We start from the raw sequence: 25,901 nt of genomic DNA, 5'->3' as shown, positions 1-25,901 counted from the left end.
CCACCTGCTCGTCGAAGGTCTGCCAGGTCTTGCGAAGACGCGGGCAATCAAGAGCCTGGCCAAAAAAACTCGATTCAGAACTGTCGCGCGTGCGAAGGCGGCAAGGGCGAATTCAAGTTTCAGCAAGGACCGATTTTCGCCAATCTCATCCCGCCGACGAGATCAACCGCGCGCCCGCCAAAGTGCAATCGGCCCTGCTCGAGGCGATGGAGGAACGACAGGTCACCGTCGGCGGCAAAAGCTATCCGCTGCCTGCCTCTTCATGGTCATGGCGACGCAAAACCGATAGAGCAGGAGGGCACCTATCCGCTGCTCGAAGCGCAGCTCGACCGTTTCCTCATGCATGTCGAGGTCTGCTATCCCGACGAACAATCGGAAGCCGCAATCATGCGGCTCAACCGGGACGAAGTCTTCGTACCCGACTTCTTCACCGCGCCTCCGCCCTTCAGTCTTGGGCCTGCGAGCTCGGATATCGAACCATCGCCGATTGGTTGGCGAGGCATGCTGATCGACGAGAAAAAACGATTGGTACTGCCGCCGCTCCATCCGACCGCGCCTGACAGAAGAGAGCTTGCCTGACAGCAGCGCTATGCCCATCCCTATTTGGGAAACAGGAACGTCATGCCGACGCGGAACGCCCAGCCTTCGGCCCCGTTATCGGACGCGTCGGCCCAATAGCGAACACCGGCGGTAAGGCTGACCGGCTGCTGGCCAAATTTCAAAAGCTTCGAAGCCTGCAGGTTGATTGGCACGGACCACTGGTTGGCTTCCCAGTCATAGGTGCTCTCCGTGTTGAGCGTGAAGGTCCATGCATTTTTCGTTGTGTAGGAGAGGAAAGGCTGCAGGAAGGTCGAACTTACGTCCGCCCTGTCGCTCTGGCCTGCAAAGGACCAGATGTGATTGGCAAGGATGCCATAGGTCCAGGGACCGTCCTGTTTCAGCAGCACTGCGGTCGGCCCCGCACCCCATTTGCCGCTCCCCAGCAATTCGTCCGTGGCTGTCGGAATAAGAAAGACCGGGCCGATGCCCCAGATCAGCCCGCTAGGTCCGGGCTGCTTGGGAGAGAAGAAGAAGCTCTGTGTGATATCGCCGATGCCGAACTGGTGGCCGGAGGAGCCCGCAATATCGTTCTGCCAGATCACCGGCAGAATGGTTCTCGATATGACGTTCCAGTCCTCGTTGATGGAAAACGGTATCACGGGCTGGATGTTGAGCGTCTCGCGGTTGCCATCCTCAGGGCCGAAGCCACGATCGTAGTTGAATTGGAAGGGAACGCTGATCAGCGAAGCGACTGGATTGCTGAGTTTCTTGGCAAGATCGCTGTCGGCCTCCTGCGCGCCGGCAGTGCCGATCATGCCAGAAAGGCCAAACGATAGCGCCAGCAAGCAAGGCGTGAACCTTATACGGCCCATCATGTCCCTCCGATATCCATGAGGCATCAAGACACAGGCACGATCCGGCAAACAAGTACGTTACCGTAAATTTACGCTGCCCATCTCATACAAGCGCATTTACGGTAACGTACTTCCGTCTTCTGTGCCGACGCGCGAAGCTTCCAGCTCACACCCCGGAGGTGACGATGGCATGGCTGGCATTTGGCGACGCACAGCTTCGAACGCGGCACCCGAAGGCATGATTTGGATTCCCAGACGAACCGTCACGATCGGATCGAACGATCACCTCCGAAGGAGGCGCCCGCCCACCCGTGAAGGTCGATGGTTTCTGGATCGACAAGATTCCGGTCACGAACCGGAGGATCACTCGCTGTCGTTCCGTAGCATGGAATCTGGGATCGGACAGAATTCGTGTTCGAGTTCCGCCCTGGCCTCCGCCGACGATACTTCGCACGCTGTGCAGTTTCCGTACCGTTCCGCCTGATGTCTTCTTCCGTAGCCATTGGAGATCCGGGCTCCTGTTCGTCCCGTCGATTGTAAAATGGCAGGGGCAAGATGGAAGTACGTTGCCGTAAATCCGCTGCCATTTACGCTTCTCCTCGACTTTACGCCGGAGTTTACAGTAACGTACTCCCATAAACGTATCGGCTGTGCTCATCCTTCCTCCATGAAATGGAGACATAGCGAATGATCAGGCTGGCGGTATTTCTTCTGGCTCTTCTCGTCATGACCTCGGCGACAGCGCAAACCGCACCATCACCACCCCAGCAGAAGATCGACCAGCTGATAGGCTTGCTGCAGGATCCCGAGATCCAGACCTGGCTGGAAAGCCGGAAAAAAGAGCAGGACGCAACGGCTGCAGCCGCTGCAGAACCGTCGGAATTTGCTGCGTGGGAAACGAAGGCACGGGCGCGTATCGACGGCATTCTGGCCGCGATTCCACGCATTCCCTCCGAAGTCTCCCAAGGCGCCGCACGTGCCCGCCAGGATGCCATTTCGCACGGCTATGCGCCCATCTTCCTGATTTTTTCGGGACTGATCGCCCTCGGCGCTGCTGCCGAATGGCTCTATAGACGCGCCCGGTCTCCATCGATTGGTCCGGTCGCCCGCCTTCTTCCAGTCGGGATTTTTGCGGTCGTCGTTGCGATCATCTTCTTTGCCGTTGAATGGCCGCCACTTGCCCGGCTTGTGCTCCTCGCCTATCTCGTCGCCTTCATCGTCTACCGTCTCGGCGCGGTGCTGATCGGCCTCGTGGAAAGCAATCGTCCCGCGCTCGCCGTGCGTGCCCGGATTTTTCTCGGCATCGCATTGTTTGCGGGAGCGACCGCATCGTTGGGAGCACCGCTTGGCATCGATCCTGCGGTCACCGAGGCCATCTCCTACTGCTTCTCGGTTCTGCTGCTGGCACTCGCGATCGAAGCGGTCTGGTCAGCATTGGCCCACTCGTTCGTTGTTAAGACTGGCCTCACTGTCTTTCTTGGTCTCCTCTGGCTTCTCTGGTGCCTGGGCCTGAAGGGCGCCTTTTGGATCGGCATTTATGCGCTCGTCGTGCCCGATCTCTTGCGTGCCGTCGGCAAGGCTGCAGCAACGCTCACATCGACGCCGCCCGAAAGCCCCAAAAGCATTTTGCTTGTGCGCGGCAGCCGGGCAATCGTCATCGCGCTCGCTGCTGGCTGGTTGGCTCTGGTTTGGCGCTTCAACCCAAGTTCGCTTGCAAATCAGAACACGACGATATCGGCCATCCTCAATGGGCTCCTGAAAGGCGTCATCGTGCTCTTGATTGCCGATCTTCTCTGGCAGCTAGCAAAAGGCTGGATCGACCGCACTATCAAGACGTCTGGGGACGCGACCGGTCTTGCTCCGGCCGAAGCCGCGAAGCGTGCGAGATTCCGGACGTTATTGCCGATCTTCCGAAATGCGCTTGCGGTCATGGTCGCCGTTATGGCCGCCCTTATCGTGCTCTCTCAGCTCGGCGTGGAGATCGGCCCGCTGATTGCTGGCGCCGGCATTTTCGGCGTAGCCATCGGCTTCGGCTCGCAGACTCTCGTTAAGGACATCATCAGCGGCGTTTTCTACATGTTCGACGATGCCTTCCGCGTCGGCGAATATATTCAGGCGAAGAACTACAAGGGAACGGTGGAAGGCTTCAGCTTACGCTCGGTACGCCTGCGCCACCATCGCGGCCCCGTCTTCACTGTGCCCTTCGGAGAACTCGGCGCGGTGGAAAACATGAGCCGCGATTGGGTGATCGACAAATTCCGCATCTCTGTCGCCTACAACACCGATATCAACAAGGCGCGCAAAATCACCAAGGCCATCGGCACGGAATTGAAGGAAGATGAAGAGGTCGGCCCGCTTTTCATCGAACCGCTCAAGATGAAGGGTGTCGAGGAATTCGGCGATTACGGCATCGTCCTGAGCTTCGCCATGACGACGGTGCCTGGCATGCAAACCTATATCCGCCGCAAGGCCTACGCTAAGATTCGTGAAGCCTTCCAGAATAACGGCATCGAATTTGCTCAGCCGATGGTGCAAGTCGGCGGCGACGACAAGAATGGCGCTGCAGCTGCAGCAACCACGCTGCGCACCGCCCAGCAGGCGAAGGCCGCCGGCGCGGCCGAAGGCTGAGACACCTCGGCTTCCTCGTTTGCGGCAGCATCTCTTGCTAATCGGCTTCGACGAGATATCGCGTCAGCTCGGCGCTCGACATTTCGCGAGCAAGGCTTGCGGCCTGGCCAGCCCACATATTGCTGAAATCCGACCTTCCTTCCTTTTCAGTTACCGCCCTCAGCGGCGCAAGCGCACCGCCGGCGGTCGGGAACGCCGGTGCGGTCTGCGACAGCGGGCCGATCTCCCGCATGATACGGTTGACGATGCCGCGTGCCGGACGACCGGTGAAAATGTTGGTCAAGGCGGTATTGTCGTCCCGCGCCGATTTCAACGCCTCGCGATGGAAGGCGGCGATCCTTGCTTCCGGCGTGAGCAGATAGGCCGTACCCACCTGAACGGCGGACGCGCCGAGTGCGAAGGCAGCGCGGACACCCCGTCGGTCGCTGATGCCGCCAGCCGCGATGACCGGCACAGAGACGGCATCGACGATCTGCGGCACGAGCGCCATCGTACCAACCTGCGTTATCATGTCGTGATCAAGGAAATTGCCCCGGTGTCCGCCGGCTTCCAGTCCCATGGCGATGACCGCATCGACACCACGCTCCACCAGCCAGCGCGCCTCCGCAACGGTCGTTGCCGAAGCGATGATCTTCGCGCCGGTGCGCCGCACGCGCTCCAGCAGATCCGGCGCCGGCAATCCGAAATGGAAGCTGACAATTTCGGGACGGTAGCTTTCCACGAGCACACAATAATCATTATCGAACGGCGCCCGTCCCGCCGCTGGAAGCGGTGCGGCAGGATCGAGCCCCAGTTCGACATAATAAGGTGTAAGCACGGTGCGCCACCGCATCTGGGCAACGGGATCGGCTGCCGGATTGGCGTGCACAAAGAAATTCACATTGATCGGCTTGGATGTCGCCGAGCGTATCCGGTCGAGAGCCGCTTTCGTCTGCTCGATCGTCAGCAATGCAGCAGGAAGTGACCCGAGGCCGCCGGCTTCGCTCACCGCGATAACCATCTCAGCCGTGGTCGCACCCGCCATCGGTGCCTGAATGATGGGAAGCTCGATACCGAAAAGCTCGATGATACGATTGTCCTGCCAGTTACCCATGACACGATGCCTCTGCATTTCATTGCCCGCAAAGCGAATGACGGCCTTGCGGCCGCCACCACACTATTTCTATTTCGCAGCCTTTTGCGCAAGCTGCTTGCGATATTCTGGCACAGGCAGGCCGCCCACACCCCAGCTCTCCATCTCGATTTCATCGATGACGACGAAGGTACTGTCATGCGGCTTGCCCATGATGTCGAAGAGCAGATCGCTGACGCCCTTGATGAGGGCTGCTTTCTGCTCCAGCGTGGTGCTGCTTGCGCCGGGAGCCGTGCCTTCACGCGTCACCTTGATATTCACATAAGGCATTGTCGTTCTCCTTGAAGGACGGTCGCTGTAGAGCGCTCCACCCGTTGCCTCCCTTGCTTACCAACGGCCGGCGTGCTGGCCGCCATCGACATTCAGCGTCTCGCCGGTTACGAAGCCGGCATGCTCGAGATAGAGCACGGCGTCGACGATTTCGCTGACCTCACCCATCCGGCCGACCGGATGCAGCGCGCTCAGGAAATCATGCGTTTCCGGAGCGTGCATCGGCGTACGGATGATGCCGGGTGCGACTGCATTCACGCGGATACCACTCTTGGCATATTCGATAGCAAGCCCGCGGGTGACGGCATCGAGCCCGCCCTTGGTCAGCGTCGCAAGACCTGAGGGAACGTTAGCGAGCGGTTGGTCCACAAGGGCAGTGGTGACCTGAACGATGTGCCCGTGGCCCTGCTTCGCCATCTGCACAAGGACGAACTGCGTGATATGGAAGAAGCCGCCGACGTTCACATTGATCACGTTGTTGAAGTCTTCGACCGTATAGTCGGTAAACGGCTTGCCGACGAAGATACCGGCATTGTTGACCAGTGTATCGACGCGACCGAAACGCTCGACAGCGGTCTTGACCACCTTCTCCGCTACTGCGCGATCGCCGATATTGCCGGGTACCGCGACGGTGCCTTCATCTGACGAGGGCTGAATGTTGCGGGAGTTGGCGACGACCGCATAGCCTTCGTTGCGATAGGCTTGGACAATGCCGGCGCCGATACCCTGCGAAGCACCGGTAATGATTGCAACTTTCTGTTCATTGCTCATGATATGTCTCCTTGGAAGATAGGCGCTTTGCGCCACGTATGAGATGCTCAGGCCGTCACGTCGACAGTGAGCGGTTTGCCTTTTTCGAAGAGCCTCAGGCGGTCCTCGAGATTGAAGACGGAAAAGCTGTGTGCGAGCTGGTCCTGATTTTCGCGGAAGTGCACCCAGCCTTCGTTGTGCGCGGGCACAAGCAGCGCGTTCGGGAAGGCATGCGCCGCCTCCAGCGCGTCCTCGCTGCCCATCGTCATGTGGAAGCGGCCACGGGGCTCGGCTGCGCCCGTAAACAGCAGCACGACTTTGGGAGAAAAGAGCCGCGCGACCTCGGCCGTGCCCTCGTACCAGACCGTGTCGCCGGTCACGTAGAGAAGGTCACCCGGCTTTTCGCGGCCGAGCGCGAAACCGACGACATCGCCCGAAATCGGCTCGATACCGACAGGGCCGTGGCGGGCCGGCGTTGCCGTGACCAGCAACCGCTCACCATCGGCGCCTTCCAGCGTGACGGTTTCGAACGGATCAAGTCCGAGCGCATTGCCGCCCAACCGCCCTGCTCCGGCCTTGGTTGTATAGGTGGTACCCACGGTCGACAGCATTGCCCGGCCGGCGTTATCGAGATTGTCGAGGTGCTGATCGTGGCTAAGGAGGGCTGCGTCCAGCCGGCCAAGTTCCTTGGCCGACAGGGCCGGACCAGACGTCTTTTCGAAACGCACAGGCTTTTCCCTATAGAGGCCCGGCGGGTCGAAGGTTGGATCGGTGAGAAGCCTGAACAGGCCATATTCGATCAGCACGGTCGGCCCGCCGACGAGCGTGAGCTTGAGACTGGAAGATGTCATGTAGGCAACCTTTCTGTTCTGAGGGTCGCCACCTATCTAGTCCCGTTCCTTTCTGCGGAAAATTTGCTATTCTTTGCCAATGGCTGATAAAAAACGCACAGAGCCGGATTGGCAGGACATCCGGGTTTTTCTCGCCCTTGGACGGCACGGCAGCCTGTCGGCAGCCGCCCGAACCCTGCGTGTCAACCACGCGACGATCGCCCGAAGGCTTCATTCACTGGAGGAAACGCTCGGTGAAAAACTCGTCGAGCGCCGCCCGGACGGGTATGTTCTGACGTCTGCGGGAACGCGCGCGCTGACAGCTGCAAGCGATATGGAAGCCTCCGTGCAAACACTCGGGCGCGGCTGGAAGGATGACACGCCGAAGGGCCTTGTGCGCATCAACGCCTCACCTGCACTTTCGCAAGGTTTTCTGATCACCCGTCTGGCGAAGATCACGACGCAATTTCCAGGCCTCGATATCGACCTTGCGACAGATTTGCGCACCATCAGCCTCGAACGCCACGAGGCCGACATCGCCATCCGCCTGGGAAAACCACAGGACGGCGATCTGATCGCCAAGCAGCTCGCGACGATCGGTTACGGCTATTATGGAACGCAGGAGATCTGCAGACAGATCGAGGATGGCGCAGAGCCGGTCTTCATCGGATTTGACGAAGTGAATGCCTATGTGCCTGAGGCGGTCTGGCTGGCCCGCCATTTTTCGCATGCACGCCTGTCCTTCCGTGCCAACAATCAGGTATCCCAGGCAATGGCTGCCAAGGCGGGCGCCGGTCTGGCGCTCCTGCCCCATTATCTTGGCCGCACGGAGAGAGATCTTTGTTTTTGCCCGCTCGAACCTGTCCCGCCGCCGCGAGAAATTTGGCTTCTTACCCGCCGCCAGCATCGCAAGGATCTGCCGATCCGGACCGTTGCCGAATACATCACCAAAATATTCGCGACGGAACGTGCCTTGTTTGAGGAATAAGACTGCGAGTTTCTATCCCGCAGCCGCATCTTATCAGAAGGACAGATCGAGCACGCGGCCTTCGAAAAGGCGATCCCTCGAACCCTCGAGATGGGCGCGCATCAGGTCGCGGGCGTCCTCTGCCCGGCCCTCGGCGATCGCTTTGTAGATCTCGTTGTGCTCCTGATACACCTGCTCCAGACCCGGCCGCGGACCGAGCAGCGAAAGCCCATGCAGATGCATGCCGACAGCAATATGCGCTTTCAGCGCATCCATGGAGGCCGTGTAATAGTGATTGTTGGCGGCCTCTGTGACGGCGCGATGGAAGACGAAATCGGCATCCACCCGGTGCAGTTGATGGCTCGTCGCTTCCCGCAGATCGGCAAGTGCTGCGGCGATCTTCTGGATCGCGGCATCGTCACGGCGCTTCGCCGCGAAATAGGCGGCCGCAGGTTCGATCGTCAGGCGGAATTCATAGCAACGCTGGATATCGGCAATCGTCTTGACCGGCGAATAGGCGAGCTGGGCTGCCGGCGAACCATGTGCACTGACGAAGGTGCCGGCCCCCTGTCTTGCATAGACGATCCCCTGCTCGCGCAGGCGCGCCAGCGCATCGCGCACGATGGGGCGCGAGACACCGAGCATCGAGGCCAATTCGTGCTCACCCGGAAGGCGTGAATCCGGCGGGTAATTCCCGGCGCGGATGCGTTCCATCAACTGGTCGAAGACACGATCGACCAGCTTCACGGCCCTGCCGCGCTCCGGTCGCGCCTGAGGCGCAGCTTCCGGATTTACCGATCCGCCATTCGCTTCATCCACTCTCATTCTCCCCGCTGGCATCCGTTACGCCGCCTGATTCCGAACGATCAGTCTTAGCAAACTATCGGAATTGCCAAAGCCCCCCGACTTGACGGCACATCGAAATTGCCGCCCGTTGACATCCTTTACGTCGAACCAGGGAATGCCGGCCTCGATTTCCCCCTTCGGCAACAAGACTGTAACGCCCAGTTCGCGAAAAACGGCAAGCGCGGTATCACCGCCCCCCACCACGATCATATCCGGCCTCGTATCATCTATGACCGATTTCACGCCCTTCGCAAATCGAGCGGCAACGAGCGCGGCATTGCCCTGCATCTCGCCCGTGCAACGCAGCAGCGCCGGCAGCGCCAGCCCCTCGCCGCTTTCGACTATACCCATGGGCGCATCGACAACGATACGCAGCGCCTGCGAAGCTACGAGACGCTCCATCTGCACAGCCGTAATCGGATCGCGTGAACCGAAGGCAAAGAGTGTCTTCCGCGTGGTCGGAAATTCCGGCACGACCCGTGCCGTCTCCCCGAGCCAGCGAGCGAGCGCAGAGCCCAAGCCGCGGGCACCGACAGCAAGCGTCGAAAGCCAGTCGTTTTCGGAAACGATCATATCGAGATCGGCGTCATCCTCGGCATCCGCGATATTGACGTTGCGGCCATATCCGGAAAACAGATCGGCGATCGGCAAGGGATGCTCGACGCCGCGCCCGACCACGCAACCGCGATAGGTAATGCGCTCCTGATCGGGAATGGCCGGTGCCATCAGGATATTCTTGAGGCCAAGCATGTCAGCCAGCGCAATGCTTTCGGCCGCGACATTGCCTTTCAGCCGGGAGTCGATCTTCTTCATGAAAATGGCCGACCCCGCGGAACCCAGGGCTTCGGCTGTTGCCCGCACGCGCGCGACAGCTTCTTCCTCTGAAAGGCCACGCGAAGCCGTATTGACGACGACGACTTCAGCACCGGTTTCAAGTGCCTTGCCGACCGCCTCGACATCGATCGCGACAGCCACTGACAGCCCGGCCTCCATAAAGGGGGTTCCCGTATCGAGCGAGCCGGTAAGGTCGTCGGCAATGATGGCGACTTTCAGCGTCATGAGGCCTGCCCCGGATTGACGGCATGACAGGCAACGAGATGGCCGGGCTTCCCTTCCTTCCATTCCGGAATGATTTTGCTGCAAACCTCCATCGCGATCGGGCAGCGCGTATGGAAACGGCAGCCTGCCGGCGGGTTCAGCGGGCTCGGCACATCGCCCTGCAGAATCTGGCGTTTGCGGCTGCGCTCCAGCTCCGGATCGGTTTCCGGCACGGCCGAAAGCAGTGCCTTCGTATAGGGATGCAGCGGATTGTCGAAAAGCTCTTCGCGTGTCGCAAGCTCGGTCAGGCGGCCGAGATACATGACGCCAACACGGGTGCTGATATGGCGCACGACGGCGAGGTCATGGGCGATGAAAAGATAAGTCAGGCCATATTTTTCCTGGAGATCGAGCAGCAGGTTGATGATCTGCGCCTGGATCGACACATCGAGTGCGGAGATCGCCTCGTCGCAGACGATGAACTTCGGCTGGCAGGCAAGCGCTCGCGCAATGACGACGCGCTGGCGCTGGCCGCCGGAAAGCTCATGCGGATAACGCTGGGCAAAGCGCGTCGGCAGGCCGACATCGGTGAGCAGTGCGGCAACCTTGTCCTTAAGCTCCGCCTTGGTAGCAAGCTTGTGGAAGAGGATTGGTTCACCAATCGCCTCGCCGACGGTCATGCGCGGGTTCAGCGTCGAATAGGGATCCTGGAAGACGATCTGCAGGTCGCGGCGGAAGGGCCGCATCTGCTTTTCATCCAACGTCGCAAGGTCCTGGCCCTTGTAGACCACCTTGCCGCTCGTCGCCTTGTAAAGATTGAGGATAGTGAAGCCGGTCGTCGATTTGCCGCAGCCCGATTCACCGACAAGGCTCAGCGTCTCGCCTTCCATGATCTCGAGATTGACATTGTCGAGGGCATAGACGGTCGCGGAGCGCTCGCCGAAAGCACCGAGCTTGACGTGGAAATGCTTGACGAGGTTTTCGACCTTCAGGAGCGGTTGGGCACTCATCACGCAGCCTCCTGCATTCTCTGGACGACAAAACAGGCGGCGCGATGTGCGCTGTTGCCGGAGACCGGCTCAAGCCGCGGCACCCGCTCGTGGCAGATGGCTTCGGCTAGCGGGCAGCGCGGCGCAAAAGGACAGCCCTTGGGGCGGCGACCGGGCTCCGGCGGCGTACCACCGATTGAGGAGAGACGGCTTGCCGGCGCGTCCGAGAGCTTCGGAATCGAGGACAACAGGCCGCGCGTATAGGGATGGCTGGGACGAGCATAGAGCTCGTCCACCGGCGCATCTTCCACGACCGTACCGGCATAGAGCACGGCGACGCGATCGACGAGGCCGGCGATCAGCGCGAGATCGTGGGTAATCCAGACGACGGACATGCCGAGCTTGGCGCGCAGATCCTTCACCAGATCGACGATCTGGGCCTGGATCGTCACGTCGAGCGCGGTCGTCGGCTCGTCGGCGATCAGAAGCTTCGGGTTGCAGGCAAGGCCGATCGCGATCATCACGCGCTGACGCATACCGCCGGAAAGCTCATGCGGATAGGCCATCAGCCGCTCTTCGGGGCCGGGAATCCCGACGAGGCGCAAAAGCTCGACGGCGCGCGCCCGCGCGTCCGCCTTCGACATCTTGCGATGATAGATGAGCGGTTCGCAGATCTGGTCGCCGATGCGCATGACCGGATTGAGCGAGGTCATCGGATCCTGGAAGACGAAGCCGACGTCGCCGCCACGCACCTTGCGCAGGTCGCGGTTCGACATCTTCCGCAGGTCGCGGCCGTCAAATGTCGCCGAACCCTTCGTCACCTTGATCTTGTTGGGCAGGAGCCGCATCAGGCTCAGCATCGTCAGGCTCTTGCCGCAGCCGGATTCACCGACGACGCCGAGCGTCTCGCCCTTGTTGACGTAGAGATCGATACCATCGACGACGACAGCGGGGCCGCGGCGCGTATCGATCTCGATGGTGAGATCCTTCACGTCCAGCAGGCGTTCATTGGTCGTTGCGTTTATCATTTGCCGCCCCGCGGATTGAGTGCGTCGTTGAGGCCGTCGCCGAGGAAGCTGAAGGCTACCGAGGCAAGACCGAGCACGGCCGCCGGAGCGGCGAGGAGATGCGGATAATGCTGCCAGACGCGCAAGCCGTCCGAGATCATGTTGCCCCAGCTTGGTGTGGGCGGATTGACGCCGACCCCGAGGAAGCTGAAGGCGCTTTCCAGCACCATGGCGGTACCGAGACCGGCGCTGACGGAAACGATCAGCGGACCAAGCGCATTCGGCACGATATAGCGCAGGATGATCAGCGAGTTGGAAAGGCCGAGCGCCTGTGCCGCCATGACATAGGGACGGTTGCGGATCGACAGAACTTGGGCGCGCACGAGACGTGCATAAGGCGGCCAGGAGATCAGCGCCATCGAGCCGAAGACCAGGATGAAATCCACCCAGACCGTCTGGCGATAAAAGGGATTGAGGGTCGCCAGATATTGCGCCTCCATCCATCTGGTGATCGGCGTCTTCAGGGATGCGTTGATCACGACGACGAGCAGCAGGTTCGGTACAGACATCGTCACATCGGTCAGCCACATGATGGCCCGGTCGTAGGGATTGCCGAAGAAGCCGGCGATGGCGCCGAGCAGAAGCCCGATCAGTACCGCGATGCAGGTCACGATGACGGCGACGAGGAAGGCAGTGCGCGTTCCGAATACGATACGGCTGAAGACGTCGCGGCCAAGATCGTCAGTCCCGAAAAAATGCGCGAGCGACGGCGGCGCGTTACGCGACGCGAGATCCTGGCTGAGGTAGTCGTAGGGTGTGAGAGACGGGCCGAAGATCGCCGTGAAGGCGAGGATGACGATCACGATGAGGCCAAAGATCGCAAGCTTGTTGCGCTTCAGGCGCTGCCAGGCATCACGCCACAGGTTGACCGGCGGCTCTTCTGCAGTTTCGACCGTCGAAAGAGGAATGGCGGACATGATCAGCGGCTCCTTCTGGAATCATTCGCGCGCGGATCGAGCAGCGGATAGAGCACATCGACCAGCAGGTTCGACACCATGACCAGGAAGGATCCGATCAGGGTAATCGCCAGAATGACAGGATAGTCGGAATTGGTGAGCGCCTGCACGGTCAACCGCCCAAGGCCCGGCAGACCAAAAACGAGCTCCACGAAAATGGCGCCGTTGACGATCGTAATCATGATCAGGCCGAGCTGTGTTACGACCGGCGTCAGAACCGGGCGCAGGATATGCTTCAGCGCCACAACGATTTCCGGCACGCCCTTGGCACGCGCCGTGCGGACGAAATCTTCAGACAACACTTCGATGACGGCGGCACGCGTCTGGCGCACGATCAGCGCGATCGGCTGGAAGGAGAGCACGATGAGCGGCAGGATGATGCGCACGTCGAAGACGCCGCCCCAGCCATAGGGAACCTTGATCATTGGCAAGAGAACGATCAGCGCCACCATGAGCAGCGGGCCGGCGACATAGGCCGGAATTGCCCAGAGGAACAGCGCTGTGCCGAGAATCGTATAATCGACGCGATTGTTCTGGTTCAGCGCGGCGATCATCCCGAGCGGGATCGCGATCACGGCCGTCAGGATGATGGAACAGAGTGCGAGCTGGAAGGAAACGGGAGCAGCAGCCGAAACCATCGCCCAGACGGCGCGGCCCGAAGTCAGCGAATTACCGAACTGCCCATGCAGCAGGTTCCAGATGTAAAGGCCGAACTGTTCGATGAAGGGCTTGTTGAGACCCGCACTTTCGCGGATGGCCTCAATACGTTGCGGGTTATAGGCGACATCACCGGGGGCGCGAAGGAAGATCAGCTTGATTGGATCGCCGGCACCGTAGAAAGCCATCGCGTAGACGGCCATCATCACGACCAGGACGGACGGAATCCAGATGGCAAACCGCGTCAGCACGTAGCGTAGCAAGGTCACCTCCCATTCTTATCCGGCGCATTCCCGCGAGAGGCCGCAGCCGCCGGTTCTTTTTGAAATAATGCGCGAAGGCCTTTCGACCTTCGCGCCGCTGCTTTAGCCGCGTCATGCGGCCCTGCTATCGGCTTCAGCCGATGGAAACGTCCCAGGGAGCGACGACCTGCCAGTCGAGGTTCTTTTCCATTGCCTTGACATCTTTGGTTGCCCAGCGCGACATCGCTTGAGAATACCATGGAAGGAAGGCCCAGTCGTCGCGGAAGACCTTCTGGGCTTCCTGTGCGAGCTTCACGCGATCCGGATCGTCGGCAGCCTTGGTTGCTGCTTCTGCAAGCAGGCTGTCCACCTTGTCGTTCTTGTAGCCGCCGAGCTTGTTCTGGGCATTGGACGAAGTGGAAGCGATGGAGCCGGCGAGATAGGAAACGGCGTCAGGAACGCGCGTGCCGACGTCGTCGCGGAAGATCTGCACCGCGTTCTGGTCCGGACCGGCATAGGCATCCTGCTGCGGCTTCATATCGACGGCGGTGATGCCGAGATTCTGGCGCCACTGCTCGGCGATGAACTGGGCGGCCGCCTGGATCGCCGGGCCGGAAATGCCGACGAACAGCAGCTTCGGAAGACGCTCCGGGCCGCCATAGCTCGATTCAGCCAGAAGCTTTTTGGCCGCTGCCGGATCATACGGATAGGGCTCGAAACCGGAATTATCCGCACCCGGTACCGAGTTCAGGATTTGGTCGGCCTTCTTGTGCGGACCATCCGGATAGGACGCCTTGAACAGACCATCGCGGTCGACCGCCATGATCAGCGCCTGACGAACCTTGGGATCGTCCATCGGCGCACGCGAGGTATTGAACCAGAAATGCTGGCTCGTCGGGATGAGCGGGCCGGCGGAGAATTCCGGGCCGAGATCCTGGATGATCGTTGAGGTGACGAGCTCGGTATGCGCATTGTATTCGCCTGATTTGATCAGCGACGTCGCAGTGACGTTGTCTTCGATCGAGCTGATCTCGATACGGGCGAGCTTCGGCTTCGGCCCGAAGAACTTTTCGTTCGGCTCGAAGGTCAGCGTGCCGGCATCGATATCGATTGCCGTCAGCTTGAACGGGCCGGAAAAGACGGCCTTGCTATCCGGCTTGTACCAGTCAGCCACTTCCTCGCCATCGCTGCCGCGCGACTGCTCGGCCTTGGTGATCGGCACGATATGGTTGGCAAGACGCATGAAGAAGATTGGATCGGCTTCCGTCAGCGTGCAGACGACGGTCGATTCATCCGGCGTTGCAACGCCGGTCAGCTCATTGGCGGAGCCGTCAGACATTTCCTTATAACCGGCGACCTTGCTCAGAACCTGATCGACGCGCTGGTTCTTCGTATTGGGCATGGAGGAAACTTCCCACGAGCCTTTGATGTCGGCCGCAGTGATCTTGCTGCCGTCGGAGAAGACGGCTTTCGGATCGATCTTGAAGGTCCAGACCTTCTTGTCCGGCGACTCCCAGCTTGTAAAGACGTAGGGCTGGAGTTTGCCGTCGGCGTCGAAATACATCGGCGAAGCCCACCAGAAGGAGTTCCAGCGGAAGGTTCTGCCGCCGCCGCGCAACGGCGACCAATCCTGGTCGAAGGCCGGATTGATGGCCTTGAGAACCTGACCGTCTTGCGCCATGACGATGCGGGCGCTCGCGCCGAAGAGCGAGAAGCCGACGCCGGCCGCGAGCCCGAGCTTCAGCGCGTCGCGGCGGGAAATCTGCGAAAAGTTTTGGTCGTTGCGAATTGTCATTTGCTCCTCCATGGCAAATAGCGCGCCTTTCGAAAGACCTCCCCGAAGCTGCGCGATATGCCACCGACATTTGCGCGATAATGTAAATCTGTCAATGGAAAATAACGGACAGAACATCAAAACAAGGCGACAGAATTATTTGTTAATAAAATTCAACATGTTATAAAACAGTTTCAGAAGATTTCAAATTTGTAAGATTGACAACTGCAGCGCATTACGATGAATACGGAAGCCTAGGAACGTGCCGGAAAGCCCGGTCTGACGAGGAGGATACCTTGAGCAATCACAAGATTACAGGCGTCTATAGCGCCGCCGCTACCCCCCTCAACACCGATGGCAACCCCGATATCGGCCTCTTTACCGAACATTGCCACCGGTTGATCAACGAAGGCTGCCACGGCGTTGCCTTGCTTGGAACGACCGGCGAAGCCAACTCCTTCTCTTCCGCCGAGCGCCACATGCTTCTTGAGGCAGCGCTGAACGCCGGAATCCCCGCGGACAAGTTGTTGCCTGGTACCGGCGTCGTCGCCATCCCTGAGACTGTCGAACTGACGAAGCATGCGCTGTCGCTCGGCGTCACCCAGGTCGTGATGCTGCCGCCCTTCTACTACAAGGGCGTTTCAGACGAGGGCCTGTTTACAGCCTACGCCCAGACTCTGGAAAAGATTGGCGATAACAGGCTGCAGGTGATCCTCTATCACATCCCGCAGGTTTCGGGCGTTCCGCTCTCAGTTCCGCTCATCAGCCGACTGGTCGAAGCCTTCCCGGACACTGTAGTCGGCATCAAGGAATCCGCAGGCGATTTCAATAACATGCAGGCTATTACCGCCGCCTGTCCGGGCTTTTCTGTGCTTTGCGGCGCCGATCCGCTGCTGCTGCCGCTCCTGAAAGCCGGCGGCGCCGGCTGCATCACCGCCACCTCGAACCTTGTCGCCAATTCGCTGCGCACGGTCTACGACAATATTCACGACGAAACGAAGAGCGCCGAGGTCGAAGCCGCACAGGCGCGCATCAATGCTTTCCGCACCTTGTCGAATTCCTACGTGCAGATCCCGACGATCAAGGCGATGGTCGGACTGAAAACCGGCAATGCCGCTTGGAAGCGCACGCGCCCGCCGCTGGTGCCGCTGAATGACGCGGAATATGCCGCGCTCGCCGAAGGTTATTCAAAGCTGCCGTAAGGAAGGAAGCCATGCAATCGTCAGGCTTGAAGCCCGAACAAGTTCCCGAATTGATGGATGGCACGCTGAAGGCAAATGGCGCCCAGGCCGGTCGTCTTGACGCCTATCTGCCCTCTCCATGTATTCAGAACCACGCCGCTAACCTCGCTTTTCTGGCGGATGGCACCCTAACTTGCGTCTGGTTCGGCGGCACGATGGAGGGCATGGGCGACATCTCTATCTACATGTCGCGTCTGGCACCCGACGCAGATCGTTGGTCCGAACCGGAAAAAATGTCCGACGACCCGACAAAATCCGAACAAAACCCTTTGATTTTCAATTCCCCGGATGGCCGTGTCTGGCTGCTTTATACCTCTCAGACGTCTGGCGATCAGGACGGCGCAGTTGTCAAATGCCGGATCTCCGAGGATGGCGGCAAGAACTTCGCTCCGCCTGAAATCCTCTGCAACCTCCCCGGGACGTTCGTCCGCCAACCCATTGTCGTCAACGGTAACGGCCATTGGCTGCTCCCCGTCTTTCGCTGCATCAGCCTGCCCGGCCAGCGCTGGAGCGGCGATGCAGACACCGCCGGTGTGCTAATCTCCCGCGACGACGGAAAAAATTGGCAAATGAAAGAGATAGCCGACAGTCTGGGCGCCGTGCACATGAATATCGTACCGCTTGAGGGGAACAAAATGGTTGCCTTCTTCCGCGACCGTTATTCGGAAAATATCCGCGCCTCCGTCTCTGACGACCAGGGCGAGACATGGACCGCGCCAGAGCACACCAATCTCCCCAACAACAACTCCTCAATCCAGGCTATCGGCCTCAAGGATAGGAGAATCGCGGTGGTTTACAACCACAGCAACGCCGCTTCGTCCGATGCGCGGCGTCTCTCGCTTTATGATGAGATCGAAAGCGACAAGGGTGAAAGCCAGCCGTCAGCAGTCGAAATAGCCCACACAGCAACTCGAAAGGCTATATGGGGCGTTCCGCGGGCACCTTTGAGCCTTGCCATTTCAACTGATCAGGGCGGCCATTTCGAGCGCAAATTCAATCTGGATACGGGCGACGGCTACTGCCTCAGCAACAATTCCAAAGACATGCTCAATCGCGAGTTCTCTTACCCCTCGATCACGCAGGGACCGGATGGCGCGCTTCATGTGGCCTACACCTACTATCGGCGCGCTATTAAATACGTACGTATCCCATTGGAAACAATCGCTTAGCGATTTCTTTCTTCAGGAATGACGTTCGGGGAGGCGCTGTGCTCGGGCACTTGGCCTCCTCATCCCATTTCGCCAATTTTTTTACAAATGCACGACAATTGCTCTACCGGCCCTGACCAAGGTTTTGTATAATCGCCACATTTCTCTATATCAAAATATTTCAATAGCTTACAGGAAAATAACCTGATCTTTCCGAGACCGGAGTCATCAAAATAAACTGCTAAACGAGAAAACACGCCATTCATTCTTGCCAAAAATCGGCGAACAGGATAACAAATTTACATCAGTGACGACCTAGTCCGTCGCGCATCGGGGAGGACCGCATATGGTCAGTTTGGATTCACCTATTACCGTTATCCGGCCGCACCTGATCGAATTCGGTCTCGAAATCGCTGGGAAGCTGGGCGGCTGGGCAGCAAACAAGGGCTATTCCCGAACGCTGGTCATCTCGGACGCGTTCAATGCAACGCGCGTCGATCTCCTGCAGTTGAAGGGCGAGGTTTCGGTCTTCTCGGACGTGACGCCTGAGCCGGATATCGCCAATCTCGACAAAGTACTCGCAGCTGCGGAAGCCGCACACGCCGACCTCATCGTCGGCTTCGGCGGCGGCAGCGCCATGGACCTTGCAAAGCTCGCTGCCGTACTGGCTGGCTCCTCGCAGAGCTTGCGCAATGTCGTCGGTCCGAACAAGGTGCAGGGACCGCGAAAGGTCGCGCTCGCACAAGTGCCGACAACCTCGGGCACGGGCAGCGAAGCCGGCATTCGTGCGCTGGTTACCGACCCGCAGACACAGGCGAAACTAGCGGTCGAGAGCATTCATATGCTCGCCGATATAGCCGTCATTGACCCGTCGCTCACCTTCTCCGTGCCGGCCCGTACAACGGCAGCAACGGGTGTGGATGCCATGGCGCATTGCGTCGAGGCCTTTACCAATCGCAAGGCACACCCGATGATCGATATCTACGCGATTGAGGGGACGCGGCTCGTCGGCAAATATCTCGCTCGTGCGGTACGCGACGGTTCGGATGCCGAAGCCCGTGCCGGTCTTTCGCTCGCTTCGCTCTATGGCGGCTTCTGCCTCGGGCCGGTCAATACGGCAGGCGGCCATGCTCTCGCCTACCCGCTCGGCACCCGCTGGCATGTTGCCCATGGTGCGGCCAACGCGCTAATCTTCCCACATGTTCTTGCCTTCAACACCCCGGCCGTACCCGAGAAAACGAGAGCGGTCATGGCCGCACTCGGCTATGAAACCTCCGATACCGTAAAATCGGTTTTCGATGCCGCCTATGCCTTCTGCGCCGAGCTTGGCATTGAGATGACCCTTTCGGGTCTCGGCGTGCCGCAAAACGATCTCGACGCCATGGCCGACGATGCTTTCGCCATCCGCAGGCTTCTGGATAACAACCCGCGCGAGCTGACGCGCACTGACATACGCTCGATCTACGAAGCAGCCTATTGAGGCGGGGCTTTCAAGAGGAATTTGACTGATGGACAGGAATGCAAAAGTCGCAGTAACCCTCGGCGATCCCGCCGGTGTCGGCCCTGAAGTGATCGTCAAGGCGCTGGCCGCACTGCCCGCAGATGAACGCCGCGACTTTGTCATTGTCGGCAATACCGAAGCGCTGGAACGGGCCGCACGCGCGACCGACATCAGCCTCAAATTCGGCGCCACCGCTTCTGAAAATGGCACCACGATCGCCGTAGACGAAGTTGCGCTCGACGCCCCCCTCCCCGAGATCGGCAAGGTCAGTCCAGTCGCCGGTGATGCATCTGTTCGTTACATCGCCCGTGCCGTCGATCTCGCCATGTCGAAGGAAGCCGACGTCATCGTCACGGCGCCGATCAACAAAGAAGCCATGAACCTTGCCGGCCACCATTACGACGGCCATACGGGTCTCCTGGCGCATCTGACCGGCTCGAAGAGCTCCTTCATGCTGCTCGCCTCCGAGCGACTGAATACCATTCACGTTTCGACTCATGTTTCGCTAAGGGGCGCAATCGAACGTGCCAAGACCGAGCGTGTGCTGGCAACGATCGAAGCCGGTCACAACCACTTCATGCGCCTCGGCAAAAAGGCACGCATCGCGGTCGCCGGTCTCAACCCGCATTGCGGTGAGAACGGCCTCTTCGGAACCGAGGATACGGAATTCCTCGCGCCTGCCGTCGAGCTGGCGCAGGCCAAGGGCATCGACGTTGTCGGCCCGATTTCCGCCGACACAGTCTTCGCGCGCGCCTATAACGGCGCTTTCGATCTGGTCATCGCCCAATATCACGATCAGGGCCATATCCCGATCAAGCTGGTCGCCTTCGAGACCGCCGTTAACGTCTCCCTCGGCCTTCCGATCGACCGCGTCTCCGTCGACCACGGCACCGCCTTCGACATCGCCGGAACCGGCCGCGCCAACCATGTCAACATGCTCTCGGCCATCGCCTATGCAAGGCTGATGGCAAAGTCGCCGCGCGGGGCAGCGCTGGTTTCCTGAGCAACTGCATTCCAAATCTCAGCCCTTGGCCAAGCCCCCTTGAGAGCGGGCTTTTCCGTCGGCTGCCATCCCATTTAGGGTACGCGCGCGGATTGGCGGCCACTTTTTCTACCAGACAGGATACAAACTCCTATCGTGACCACCGCGCTATCAGTTGGTCGGTATTCGCCAGCACCTTGCGGACAGCGTTACGCGCCATGTTCGGTCGCTGCAATCGGATGTTTTTCTCAATATTTTCATGAAGTTTCAGCACATATCGCAAGTCGTCTTCTTCTCGCGTGACATGAGTGAAGAGGTGGTTCAGGGCCGATTCGATCAATACGCCGAGCGGCACCAGCAGATCGTTTCCGGAGGCGCGCAAGATCGCGATATGAAATCGCGTATCGGATTCTGTTCGCTGCTGGAGTGATGTCGCCTGACCCATGTCATGCAGGGCTTGACTGATGGCCTTCATTTGCTCCTCAGTTCGACGCTCCGCAGCAAGCGCTGTTGCTTCCGGCTCGATCATATGCCTGAGTTCTTGCACAGTTCTTAGGAAGGCTTCCCGATCGGGAGACGCGGCATACCAGCCCAATACATCTCGATCCAGCAGGTTCCATCGCTCCCTGGGCTCGACCCAACTGCCGATTTTCGGACGGGAGGAAAGCAGGCCCTTGGCCATCAGCATCTTGATCGCTTCGCGCACCGCTGAGCGGCTGACTTCATAGACTTCTGACCATTTGGCTTCGTTAGGCAGGATCGTGCCCGGCGGGTAGTCGCCGCGCACGATTCGGAGGCCGATTTCGCCCGCCAATGACACATGAACACTCGCTCCAGCCATGCGGGGAGCATTTGGGCGCCTTGTGGTGGCCAAGTGGTCAACCGTCACCACCCCGACCGAAGCCGTCGCCTTTCCCGATTTCCTGTCAGGCATTTACGTCTACTGCCTCAGCATTCTTTCGACTGTCTGCACGTACTATCAAAACAATCGTAATAACGAGGAAGTCGCCTGCGATTGACTCTGACAAAAGGGCGCGGAATTCAGGGCGCGTCAAGCCCTCCGGATCCTTCGATCCGTCTCGTCAGACAGTCGGCGCACCCTGGGTGCGCCAAACCGTGAGCCTACTTTTGAATGCAGGTATCCACTGTATCCTTCGTGCACTCGTCGAGCCCGGTGAATACCGGATCATCAACCGTCTTGCCGGCGATAAGATCCATCATCACCGAGGGAGCCTTGTAGCCCATCTCGAAGGGCCGTTGGCCGACGAGCGCAGTCACCAGGCCTTCCTTCGCAATAGCAACCTCGTCGCCGATCGTGTCGGCGGCACCAATGACGAAATCGTTGCTGCCGATCTTGGCCGCCATCGGCTTGAACAGGTCGCGATAGGGTTGCGGCGCGCCAAACAATGGCCAGCCACCCATGATACCGAATGCGTCCAGGTCAGGATTGGCCGCGAGAATATCGGTCATTGCCTGAACCCCCTTGGCGCCGTCGTCATTGGTGAACACCGGACAGCCGGCAACTTCCGTCCAGCCGCCCTCGCCTTTCAGCGCGGTGAGGCCTTTCTGGCCGGTGAGTGTATCGCGCATACCTTGCGCGCGGCGTAGAATATTGTCTGCTCCAGGATTGCCTTCAATTGTGCAGATCTTACCGCCGTTCGGCTTTGCCTTCTTGATGTACTCGCCGATCCGTGCGCCCATGAGGTAGTTGTCCGTGCCGAGATAGGTCTTGCGTAACGCTGAATCCTCGGCTGCAAGATCGGCATCGAGCGTCATCACCGGAACCGTCGGATTGGCGGTCTTCAGGGTCTGGGCGATGAGCTTTGCATTTGACGGCGAAATTGCGATTGCAGCCGTGTCGGCCTTGCCCAACACATCTTGAACGATCTGCGCCTCGCCAGCTTCATCAGATGTCGATGCCGGACCGGTGTAGAAGCATTCGTATTCGGCCGTAGGGTTCTCCTTGTTCCACTTCTGGCATCCTTGATTGATTGCTTCGAAGAACGGATTGTCGAGGCCTTTGACGACGATGACGAGTTGCTTCTTAGCCAGGGCCTGCCCAGCGGTCAGCGCTAAAACTGCGGCAGTAAGTAGTAATGCCTTCCTCATGGTTTCCTCCCTTGAAACAGACGGGCACTGCGTGCCCGCCATCCGATATCAACCCGGATACCAGACGACGCGAGGCTCCACCTTCGAACGCTCGTATTGCCACGCCGAGTCGATAAGCTTTTCGAGATCATAGTGTGGCCGCCAATTCAGCAGGTATTTCGCCTTGCTGTTGTCCATCCAGTTGGAATGAAAGCGGCTTGGTATCTCGACAGAGCCGAGATTTCGCGTGCGCGACAGGTAGGCGGCCACTTCAGCATAGTCGACAGGCCGATCCATGCAGATATTGAAGAGCTGCCGCTCCGCCCGAGGATTGTCGATCGCTGCCAATATTGCAGACACGAGGTCATCGACATGCACGAAGTTGCGTTTTAGGGGACGACCGTCAGCATCGAGCAGCAATGGCACCGTACCCATGGCTGCGTAGCGCCGCGCGGCTTCTTCGGGAACGAGCGTCTTCCAGTCCGGGCCGCCAAAGACGTCGTCTCCGAAAGACAGCGAATATTTGAAGTCGTCTTTTTCCATGATCCAGGGCGCACGCAGACAACAGCCATTAAGGCCGTACTGAATGCCGAACTGCTCTAGCATCACCTCTTCCAGCACCTTGGAAAGCGCATAACTTCCTGGATAGGCACAATGGCGGACGCTCTCGGTAATTGGGCCGTCATGGCGATAATAGAAATGCCCTATGCCTGCATCCCCGCCGATCAGGATGACCTGGCGTGCAGTGACGCTCGTGCGAAACTCCTCGAGCAGCCAAAAGAGGCCCTTGACCGCAACATCCATGATGTCTTCAGGGGTTTCCTTGCAGGTGGCAAGATGGACGACATGGCTAGCGCCACGCACCGCAGCAGCCGCTACGTTGCGATCGGCGATCGAGCCGCGAATGACTTCGACACGGTCGGTCGCCTCGCACAAACGGTTATGACAAAGCGCGCGAATACGGGCTTTGGAAAATCTCGGATCGTCAAGCAGCCCAGCAATAAAGCGCTGCCCGACCTTGCCCGTCGCACCGGTAACAAGGATCAGCATGCTCTCTCTCCCAGCAATAGCTAATATTCGAGCACGACTTCCGTCAATTGATATTTGTCTGACAAAACAGATTTTTGCTACAATAGGCCCAGCACCCAGGACAATGAGTTGACGCTCTCGTCCGGTTTTGCGTAAATGCTAATAATCGCCTTTCCTGGGAGGATATTGGAACGGCGAATTCGCTTCAGCCTTGGGCCGAAATAAATTCGGGTTTGGAGCGGCGGAATAGCTGCAAGTTTTGGGAGGCCGGGAGGCTGGTGGCAGTTCTTGAACTCACCAATATTTCCAAACATTTCGGTGCCATCCAGGCTGTCAACGATGTTTCGTTTTCGCTTGAAGCGGGGCAGGTGGTCGGCCTTATGGGTGATAACGGAGCCGGTAAATCCACGTTGGTTAAGATGATTGCCGGCAATTTTCGGCCGAGCCACGGAACCATGCGTCTCGATGGCACCGAGATCGTGCTTCATCGGCCGAAAGAGGCTCGCAAGCACGGCATAGAGATCGTTCATCAGGATCTGGCGCTCTGTAACAATCTTACCGCGGCGGCGAACGTGTTTCTCGGACGAGAGCTGCGCCACGGCGTATGGCCTCTTCGCATCCTCGACTACAAAACCATGTACAAGCGCGCCGGGGAGATCTTTCGCGAGCTCAAATCGGAGACGCGGCCACGCGATCTCGTCAAGCAAATGTCAGGTGGCCAGCGGCAGGCTGTCGCCATCGCTCGCACGATGCTGTCGGAAGCGAAAATCGTGTTGATGGACGAACCGACAGCGGCGATCTCCGTGCGCCAGGTGGCCGAGGTTCTGAACTTGATCCGCCAATTGCGTGACCGGGGCATTGCCGTTGTTCTGATCAGCCACCGCATGCCCGACGTCTTTTCGGTCGCGGACCGCGTGATCGTGATGCGACGAGGCAGAAAAGTAGCCGACAAGCCAATTGCGGCAAGTTCGCCCGAGGAAGTGACGGGACTGATTACCGGCGCCATCGAACAGGTGTGATTGATGCGACCCGTTGCGGCAGGAAAGAAGAAGGTCGACGATGGCGATTACGCTTGATCAGACGATCGGACAGAAGCAGCGAAGCTGGCTTGGAGCCGTTCTGAGCGGTCAGACATTCTGGGTTCTCATCGCGGTCATTTTCGCTTGCATTTTTCTGTCGATGGCGACGGACTCCTTTGCAACGGCGAAGAATATCTACAACATCACCCGCAACGTCACGTTCGTCGCCATTATCGCCCTGGGCATGACACTGGTCATCATTACCGGAGGTATCGACTTGTCCGTCGGCTCCGTGCTGTGCCTGTGCAGCATGGTGCTGGCAGTCGTCATGCATGCAGGATATAGCATTGAAATCGGCATTGCCGCCTCGGTCGGGACTGCCCTTGTGGTGGGTGCGTTCAACGGCCTGTTAATTGCCTATCTCGGTTTTCCACCATTCGTCGTCACGCTCGGCATGCTTTCGATTGCGCGCAGCCTGGCGATGGTTGCATCCAACAACACTGTGGTTTTCCAGTTTGGGCCCGATCACGATAAACTGCTGGCGCTGGGTGGCGGCGCCTGGCTTTTCGGCATTGCCAATCCAGTGCTTTACATGGTTGTGCTGGCACTCGTGACCGGTTTTGTGCTGCGCTGGACGAAGTTCGGCCGCTACGTTTTTGCCATCGGCGGCAATGAGCATGCCGCGACACTGACGGGCGTTCCTGTGCAAAGGATTAAGGTCATCGTCTATATGATTTCCGCCCTCTCGGCGGGGATTGCCGGCATCATCCAAACCGGCTGGCTCGGCGCTGTCACCACGAATATCGGCGCCGGGATGGAACTTCAGGTCATTGCCGCCGCGGTTATCGGCGGCGCCAATCTCGCCGGCGGCGTCGGCACCGCCTTTGGGGCGCTGATCGGCGCAGCACTCATCGAGGTTATCCGCAACAGTCTTGGCCTTCTCGGCATCAACGCATTCTGGCAAGGTAGCTTTATTGGCGGGGCAATTGTGCTTGCCGTTCTCTTCGACCGAATCCGTAACCTGCGGCGGGACGAGTAAGCATACCGCAGACAACCGAAAGCCCTCCGAGATGGAGGGCTTTTTCGTCTTGGCCTCTAGGCCCGCTTGGTGCGAGCTTATATGTAAAGAGGGAAGCTCGGATTTGTTTTGCGGCTTTTCGGCTTGGGCCTTCGGGTTATGGTGTGCAGGAGGAGGAGCTAGCATTGGAGCGAAGATGAGGCTTTGCGCCGGCGATAACAGATGATCTGTGTCTGGATTGGGCAGGGTTTGGTTGCGGGGGCAGGATTTGAACCTGCGGCCTTCAGGTTATGAGCCTGACGAGCTACCGGGCTGCTCCACCCCGCGTTATCCAG

Annotated in this window: 25 protein-coding genes, 1 tRNA gene and 1 pseudogene; 11 read left to right on the top strand and 16 right to left on the bottom strand. The window is 59.2% G+C overall.

The window, feature by feature from the left end:
• Position 1: 1 nt before the first annotated feature.
• Together EV281_RS32055 and EV281_RS31410 are read left to right on the top strand one after the other, a co-directional pair.
• Positions 2–408: pseudogene (locus EV281_RS32055) on the top strand (AAA family ATPase); the annotation flags it as partial.
• Complete coding sequence (locus EV281_RS31410) at positions 388–579, top strand: hypothetical protein (RefSeq protein ID WP_184327384.1); 192 nt, start codon at positions 388–390, stop codon at positions 577–579. The pseudogene EV281_RS32055 and the gene EV281_RS31410, both read left to right, overlap by 21 nt.
• Before the next feature lie 20 nt (positions 580–599).
• On the opposite strand, the gene EV281_RS11640 is transcribed toward EV281_RS31410, so the two are convergent.
• Positions 600–1,355, bottom strand: coding sequence for a transporter (locus EV281_RS11640; protein WP_132654256.1), 756 nt, complete (start codon positions 1,353–1,355; stop codon positions 600–602).
• Between the two features lie 726 nt (positions 1,356–2,081).
• Between EV281_RS11640 and EV281_RS11630 the strand changes: the two genes are divergently transcribed.
• Positions 2,082–4,022 (top strand): mechanosensitive ion channel family protein, encoded by a 1,941-nt coding sequence (locus EV281_RS11630; RefSeq protein WP_132653266.1) that lies wholly within the window; start codon positions 2,082–2,084, stop codon positions 4,020–4,022.
• 37 nt (positions 4,023–4,059) lie between these two features.
• Here the strand turns inward: EV281_RS11630 and EV281_RS11625 are convergent, their stop codons facing one another.
• From EV281_RS11625 to EV281_RS11610, 4 genes are all read right to left on the bottom strand, one after another.
• Complete coding sequence (locus tag EV281_RS11625; protein ID WP_132654254.1) at positions 4,060–5,115, bottom strand: nitronate monooxygenase family protein; 1,056 nt, start codon at positions 5,113–5,115, stop codon at positions 4,060–4,062.
• A gap of 69 nt (positions 5,116–5,184) precedes the next feature.
• On the bottom strand, positions 5,185–5,424 hold the full coding sequence (locus EV281_RS11620) for a 4-oxalocrotonate tautomerase family protein (protein WP_132653265.1): 240 nt from the start codon (positions 5,422–5,424) through the stop codon (positions 5,185–5,187).
• Positions 5,425–5,481: 57 nt separating this feature from the next.
• The gene (locus EV281_RS11615) at positions 5,482–6,195 is read right to left on the bottom strand and encodes an SDR family oxidoreductase (protein WP_132653264.1); all 714 of its coding nucleotides are present in this window, start codon (positions 6,193–6,195) and stop codon (positions 5,482–5,484) included.
• Positions 6,196–6,242: 47 nt separating this feature from the next.
• On the bottom strand, positions 6,243–7,025 hold the full coding sequence (locus EV281_RS11610) for an MBL fold metallo-hydrolase (protein WP_132653263.1): 783 nt from the start codon (positions 7,023–7,025) through the stop codon (positions 6,243–6,245).
• A gap of 79 nt (positions 7,026–7,104) precedes the next feature.
• Here EV281_RS11610 and EV281_RS11605 point away from each other — a divergent pair, with 79 nt between their 5' ends.
• Positions 7,105–7,992, top strand: coding sequence for a LysR family transcriptional regulator (locus EV281_RS11605; protein ID WP_132653262.1), 888 nt, complete (start codon positions 7,105–7,107; stop codon positions 7,990–7,992).
• Between the two features lie 33 nt (positions 7,993–8,025).
• Here EV281_RS11605 and EV281_RS11600 read toward each other — a convergent pair whose 3' ends face one another.
• The 7 genes from EV281_RS11600 to EV281_RS11570 form a co-directional block, all read right to left on the bottom strand.
• Positions 8,026–8,790: a FadR/GntR family transcriptional regulator gene (locus EV281_RS11600; RefSeq protein ID WP_207896870.1), complete on the bottom strand. Its 765-nt coding sequence runs from the start codon at positions 8,788–8,790 to the stop codon at positions 8,026–8,028.
• A 24-nt stretch (positions 8,791–8,814) separates the two neighbouring features.
• Positions 8,815–9,876, bottom strand: coding sequence for a four-carbon acid sugar kinase family protein (locus tag EV281_RS11595; protein WP_132653260.1), 1,062 nt, complete (start codon positions 9,874–9,876; stop codon positions 8,815–8,817).
• Positions 9,873–10,865: an oligopeptide/dipeptide ABC transporter ATP-binding protein gene (locus EV281_RS11590; protein WP_132653259.1), complete on the bottom strand. Its 993-nt coding sequence runs from the start codon at positions 10,863–10,865 to the stop codon at positions 9,873–9,875. The genes EV281_RS11595 and EV281_RS11590 overlap by 4 nt, the downstream gene beginning before the upstream one ends.
• Entirely contained in the window at positions 10,865–11,872 is a 1,008-nt protein-coding gene (locus EV281_RS11585) for an ABC transporter ATP-binding protein (protein WP_132653258.1), read from the bottom strand. The genes EV281_RS11590 and EV281_RS11585 overlap by 1 nt, the downstream gene beginning before the upstream one ends.
• Positions 11,869–12,828, bottom strand: a complete 960-nt coding sequence (locus EV281_RS11580; RefSeq protein ID WP_132653257.1) for an ABC transporter permease — start codon at positions 12,826–12,828, stop codon at positions 11,869–11,871. The genes EV281_RS11585 and EV281_RS11580 overlap by 4 nt, the downstream gene beginning before the upstream one ends.
• 2 nt (positions 12,829–12,830) lie before the next feature.
• Entirely contained in the window at positions 12,831–13,787 is a 957-nt protein-coding gene (locus EV281_RS11575; protein ID WP_132653256.1) for an ABC transporter permease, read from the bottom strand.
• A 133-nt stretch (positions 13,788–13,920) separates the two neighbouring features.
• The gene (locus EV281_RS11570) at positions 13,921–15,561 is read right to left on the bottom strand and encodes an ABC transporter substrate-binding protein (RefSeq protein WP_132653255.1); all 1,641 of its coding nucleotides are present in this window, start codon (positions 15,559–15,561) and stop codon (positions 13,921–13,923) included.
• Positions 15,562–15,836: 275 nt separating this feature from the next.
• Here EV281_RS11570 and EV281_RS11565 point away from each other — a divergent pair, with 275 nt between their 5' ends.
• From EV281_RS11565 to pdxA, 4 genes are all read left to right on the top strand, one after another.
• Complete coding sequence (locus EV281_RS11565) at positions 15,837–16,742, top strand: dihydrodipicolinate synthase family protein (RefSeq protein ID WP_132653254.1); 906 nt, start codon at positions 15,837–15,839, stop codon at positions 16,740–16,742.
• 11 nt (positions 16,743–16,753) lie between these two features.
• On the top strand, positions 16,754–17,950 hold the full coding sequence (locus EV281_RS11560) for an exo-alpha-sialidase (protein ID WP_132653253.1): 1,197 nt from the start codon (positions 16,754–16,756) through the stop codon (positions 17,948–17,950).
• A gap of 325 nt (positions 17,951–18,275) precedes the next feature.
• Positions 18,276–19,409 carry an iron-containing alcohol dehydrogenase gene (locus EV281_RS11555; RefSeq protein WP_132653252.1) on the top strand — a complete coding sequence of 378 codons (1,134 nt, stop codon included), beginning with the start codon at positions 18,276–18,278 and terminating at the stop codon, positions 19,407–19,409.
• 28 nt (positions 19,410–19,437) lie between these two features.
• Entirely contained in the window at positions 19,438–20,433 is a 996-nt protein-coding gene (gene pdxA / locus EV281_RS11550) for a 4-hydroxythreonine-4-phosphate dehydrogenase PdxA (protein WP_132653251.1), read from the top strand.
• A 130-nt stretch (positions 20,434–20,563) separates the two neighbouring features.
• Here pdxA and EV281_RS11545 read toward each other — a convergent pair whose 3' ends face one another.
• A complete protein-coding gene (locus EV281_RS11545; protein WP_132653250.1) occupies positions 20,564–21,346 on the bottom strand; it encodes a FadR/GntR family transcriptional regulator in 783 nt (260 codons plus the stop codon).
• Here EV281_RS11545 and EV281_RS31105 point away from each other — a divergent pair.
• Entirely contained in the window at positions 21,279–21,431 is a 153-nt protein-coding gene (locus tag EV281_RS31105; protein WP_165911876.1) for a hypothetical protein, read from the top strand. The two genes, EV281_RS11545 and EV281_RS31105, sit on opposite strands and share 68 nt — an antisense overlap.
• A 103-nt stretch (positions 21,432–21,534) precedes the next feature.
• Here the strand turns inward: EV281_RS31105 and EV281_RS11540 are convergent, their stop codons facing one another.
• Together EV281_RS11540 and EV281_RS11535 are read right to left on the bottom strand one after the other, a co-directional pair.
• Positions 21,535–22,521 (bottom strand): substrate-binding domain-containing protein, encoded by a 987-nt coding sequence (locus EV281_RS11540; RefSeq protein ID WP_132654252.1) that lies wholly within the window; start codon positions 22,519–22,521, stop codon positions 21,535–21,537.
• Positions 22,522–22,569: 48 nt separating this feature from the next.
• Positions 22,570–23,550, bottom strand: coding sequence for an NAD(P)-dependent oxidoreductase (locus EV281_RS11535; RefSeq protein ID WP_132653249.1), 981 nt, complete (start codon positions 23,548–23,550; stop codon positions 22,570–22,572).
• 200 nt (positions 23,551–23,750) lie between these two features.
• On the opposite strand from EV281_RS11535, the gene EV281_RS11530 reads away from it, so the two are divergent.
• Positions 23,751–24,548, top strand: a complete 798-nt coding sequence (locus EV281_RS11530) for an ATP-binding cassette domain-containing protein (RefSeq protein WP_245508291.1) — start codon at positions 23,751–23,753, stop codon at positions 24,546–24,548.
• A 40-nt stretch (positions 24,549–24,588) separates the two neighbouring features.
• Entirely contained in the window at positions 24,589–25,587 is a 999-nt protein-coding gene (locus EV281_RS11525; protein ID WP_132653247.1) for an ABC transporter permease, read from the top strand.
• A 229-nt stretch (positions 25,588–25,816) separates the two neighbouring features.
• On the opposite strand, the gene EV281_RS11520 is transcribed toward EV281_RS11525, so the two are convergent.
• Positions 25,817–25,893, bottom strand: a tRNA-Met gene (locus EV281_RS11520).
• Positions 25,894–25,901 lie beyond the last annotated feature (8 nt).

Origin of the sequence: Rhizobium sp. BK418 (genome assembly GCF_004341105.1) — a bacterium.
Lineage (GTDB): Bacteria > Pseudomonadota > Alphaproteobacteria > Rhizobiales > Rhizobiaceae > Rhizobium.
Note: the sequence above shows the minus strand (reverse complement) of the source record. Positions and strands in the feature narration are given on the sequence as shown.

What these genes read in the sequence shown, in the direction of transcription:
- EV281_RS31410 (WP_184327384.1), top strand. Translation starts at nt 388, where the DNA reads ATGCGGCTCAACCGGGACGAAGTCTTCGTACCCGACTTCTTCACCGCG.
- EV281_RS11640 (WP_132654256.1), bottom strand. Translation starts at nt 1,355, where the DNA reads ATGATCGGCACTGCCGGCGCGCAGGAGGCCGACAGCGATCTTGCCAAG.
- EV281_RS11630 (WP_132653266.1), top strand. Translation starts at nt 2,082, where the DNA reads ATGATCAGGCTGGCGGTATTTCTTCTGGCTCTTCTCGTCATGACCTCG.
- EV281_RS11625 (WP_132654254.1), bottom strand. Translation starts at nt 5,115, where the DNA reads ATGGGTAACTGGCAGGACAATCGTATCATCGAGCTTTTCGGTATCGAG.
- EV281_RS11620 (WP_132653265.1), bottom strand. Translation starts at nt 5,424, where the DNA reads ATGCCTTATGTGAATATCAAGGTGACGCGTGAAGGCACGGCTCCCGGC.
- EV281_RS11615 (WP_132653264.1), bottom strand. Translation starts at nt 6,195, where the DNA reads ATGAGCAATGAACAGAAAGTTGCAATCATTACCGGTGCTTCGCAGGGT.
- EV281_RS11610 (WP_132653263.1), bottom strand. Translation starts at nt 7,025, where the DNA reads ATGACATCTTCCAGTCTCAAGCTCACGCTCGTCGGCGGGCCGACCGTG.
- EV281_RS11605 (WP_132653262.1), top strand. Translation starts at nt 7,105, where the DNA reads ATGGCTGATAAAAAACGCACAGAGCCGGATTGGCAGGACATCCGGGTT.
- EV281_RS11595 (WP_132653260.1), bottom strand. Translation starts at nt 9,876, where the DNA reads ATGACGCTGAAAGTCGCCATCATTGCCGACGACCTTACCGGCTCGCTC.
- EV281_RS11590 (WP_132653259.1), bottom strand. Translation starts at nt 10,865, where the DNA reads ATGAGTGCCCAACCGCTCCTGAAGGTCGAAAACCTCGTCAAGCATTTC.
- EV281_RS11585 (WP_132653258.1), bottom strand. Translation starts at nt 11,872, where the DNA reads ATGATAAACGCAACGACCAATGAACGCCTGCTGGACGTGAAGGATCTC.
- EV281_RS11580 (WP_132653257.1), bottom strand. Translation starts at nt 12,828, where the DNA reads ATGTCCGCCATTCCTCTTTCGACGGTCGAAACTGCAGAAGAGCCGCCG.
- EV281_RS11570 (WP_132653255.1), bottom strand. Translation starts at nt 15,561, where the DNA reads ATGACAATTCGCAACGACCAAAACTTTTCGCAGATTTCCCGCCGCGAC.
- EV281_RS11560 (WP_132653253.1), top strand. Translation starts at nt 16,754, where the DNA reads ATGCAATCGTCAGGCTTGAAGCCCGAACAAGTTCCCGAATTGATGGAT.
- EV281_RS11555 (WP_132653252.1), top strand. Translation starts at nt 18,276, where the DNA reads ATGGTCAGTTTGGATTCACCTATTACCGTTATCCGGCCGCACCTGATC.
- pdxA (WP_132653251.1), top strand. Translation starts at nt 19,438, where the DNA reads ATGGACAGGAATGCAAAAGTCGCAGTAACCCTCGGCGATCCCGCCGGT.
- EV281_RS11545 (WP_132653250.1), bottom strand. Translation starts at nt 21,346, where the DNA reads ATGCCTGACAGGAAATCGGGAAAGGCGACGGCTTCGGTCGGGGTGGTG.
- EV281_RS11540 (WP_132654252.1), bottom strand. Translation starts at nt 22,521, where the DNA reads ATGAGGAAGGCATTACTACTTACTGCCGCAGTTTTAGCGCTGACCGCT.
- EV281_RS11535 (WP_132653249.1), bottom strand. Translation starts at nt 23,550, where the DNA reads ATGCTGATCCTTGTTACCGGTGCGACGGGCAAGGTCGGGCAGCGCTTT.
- EV281_RS11525 (WP_132653247.1), top strand. Translation starts at nt 24,589, where the DNA reads ATGGCGATTACGCTTGATCAGACGATCGGACAGAAGCAGCGAAGCTGG.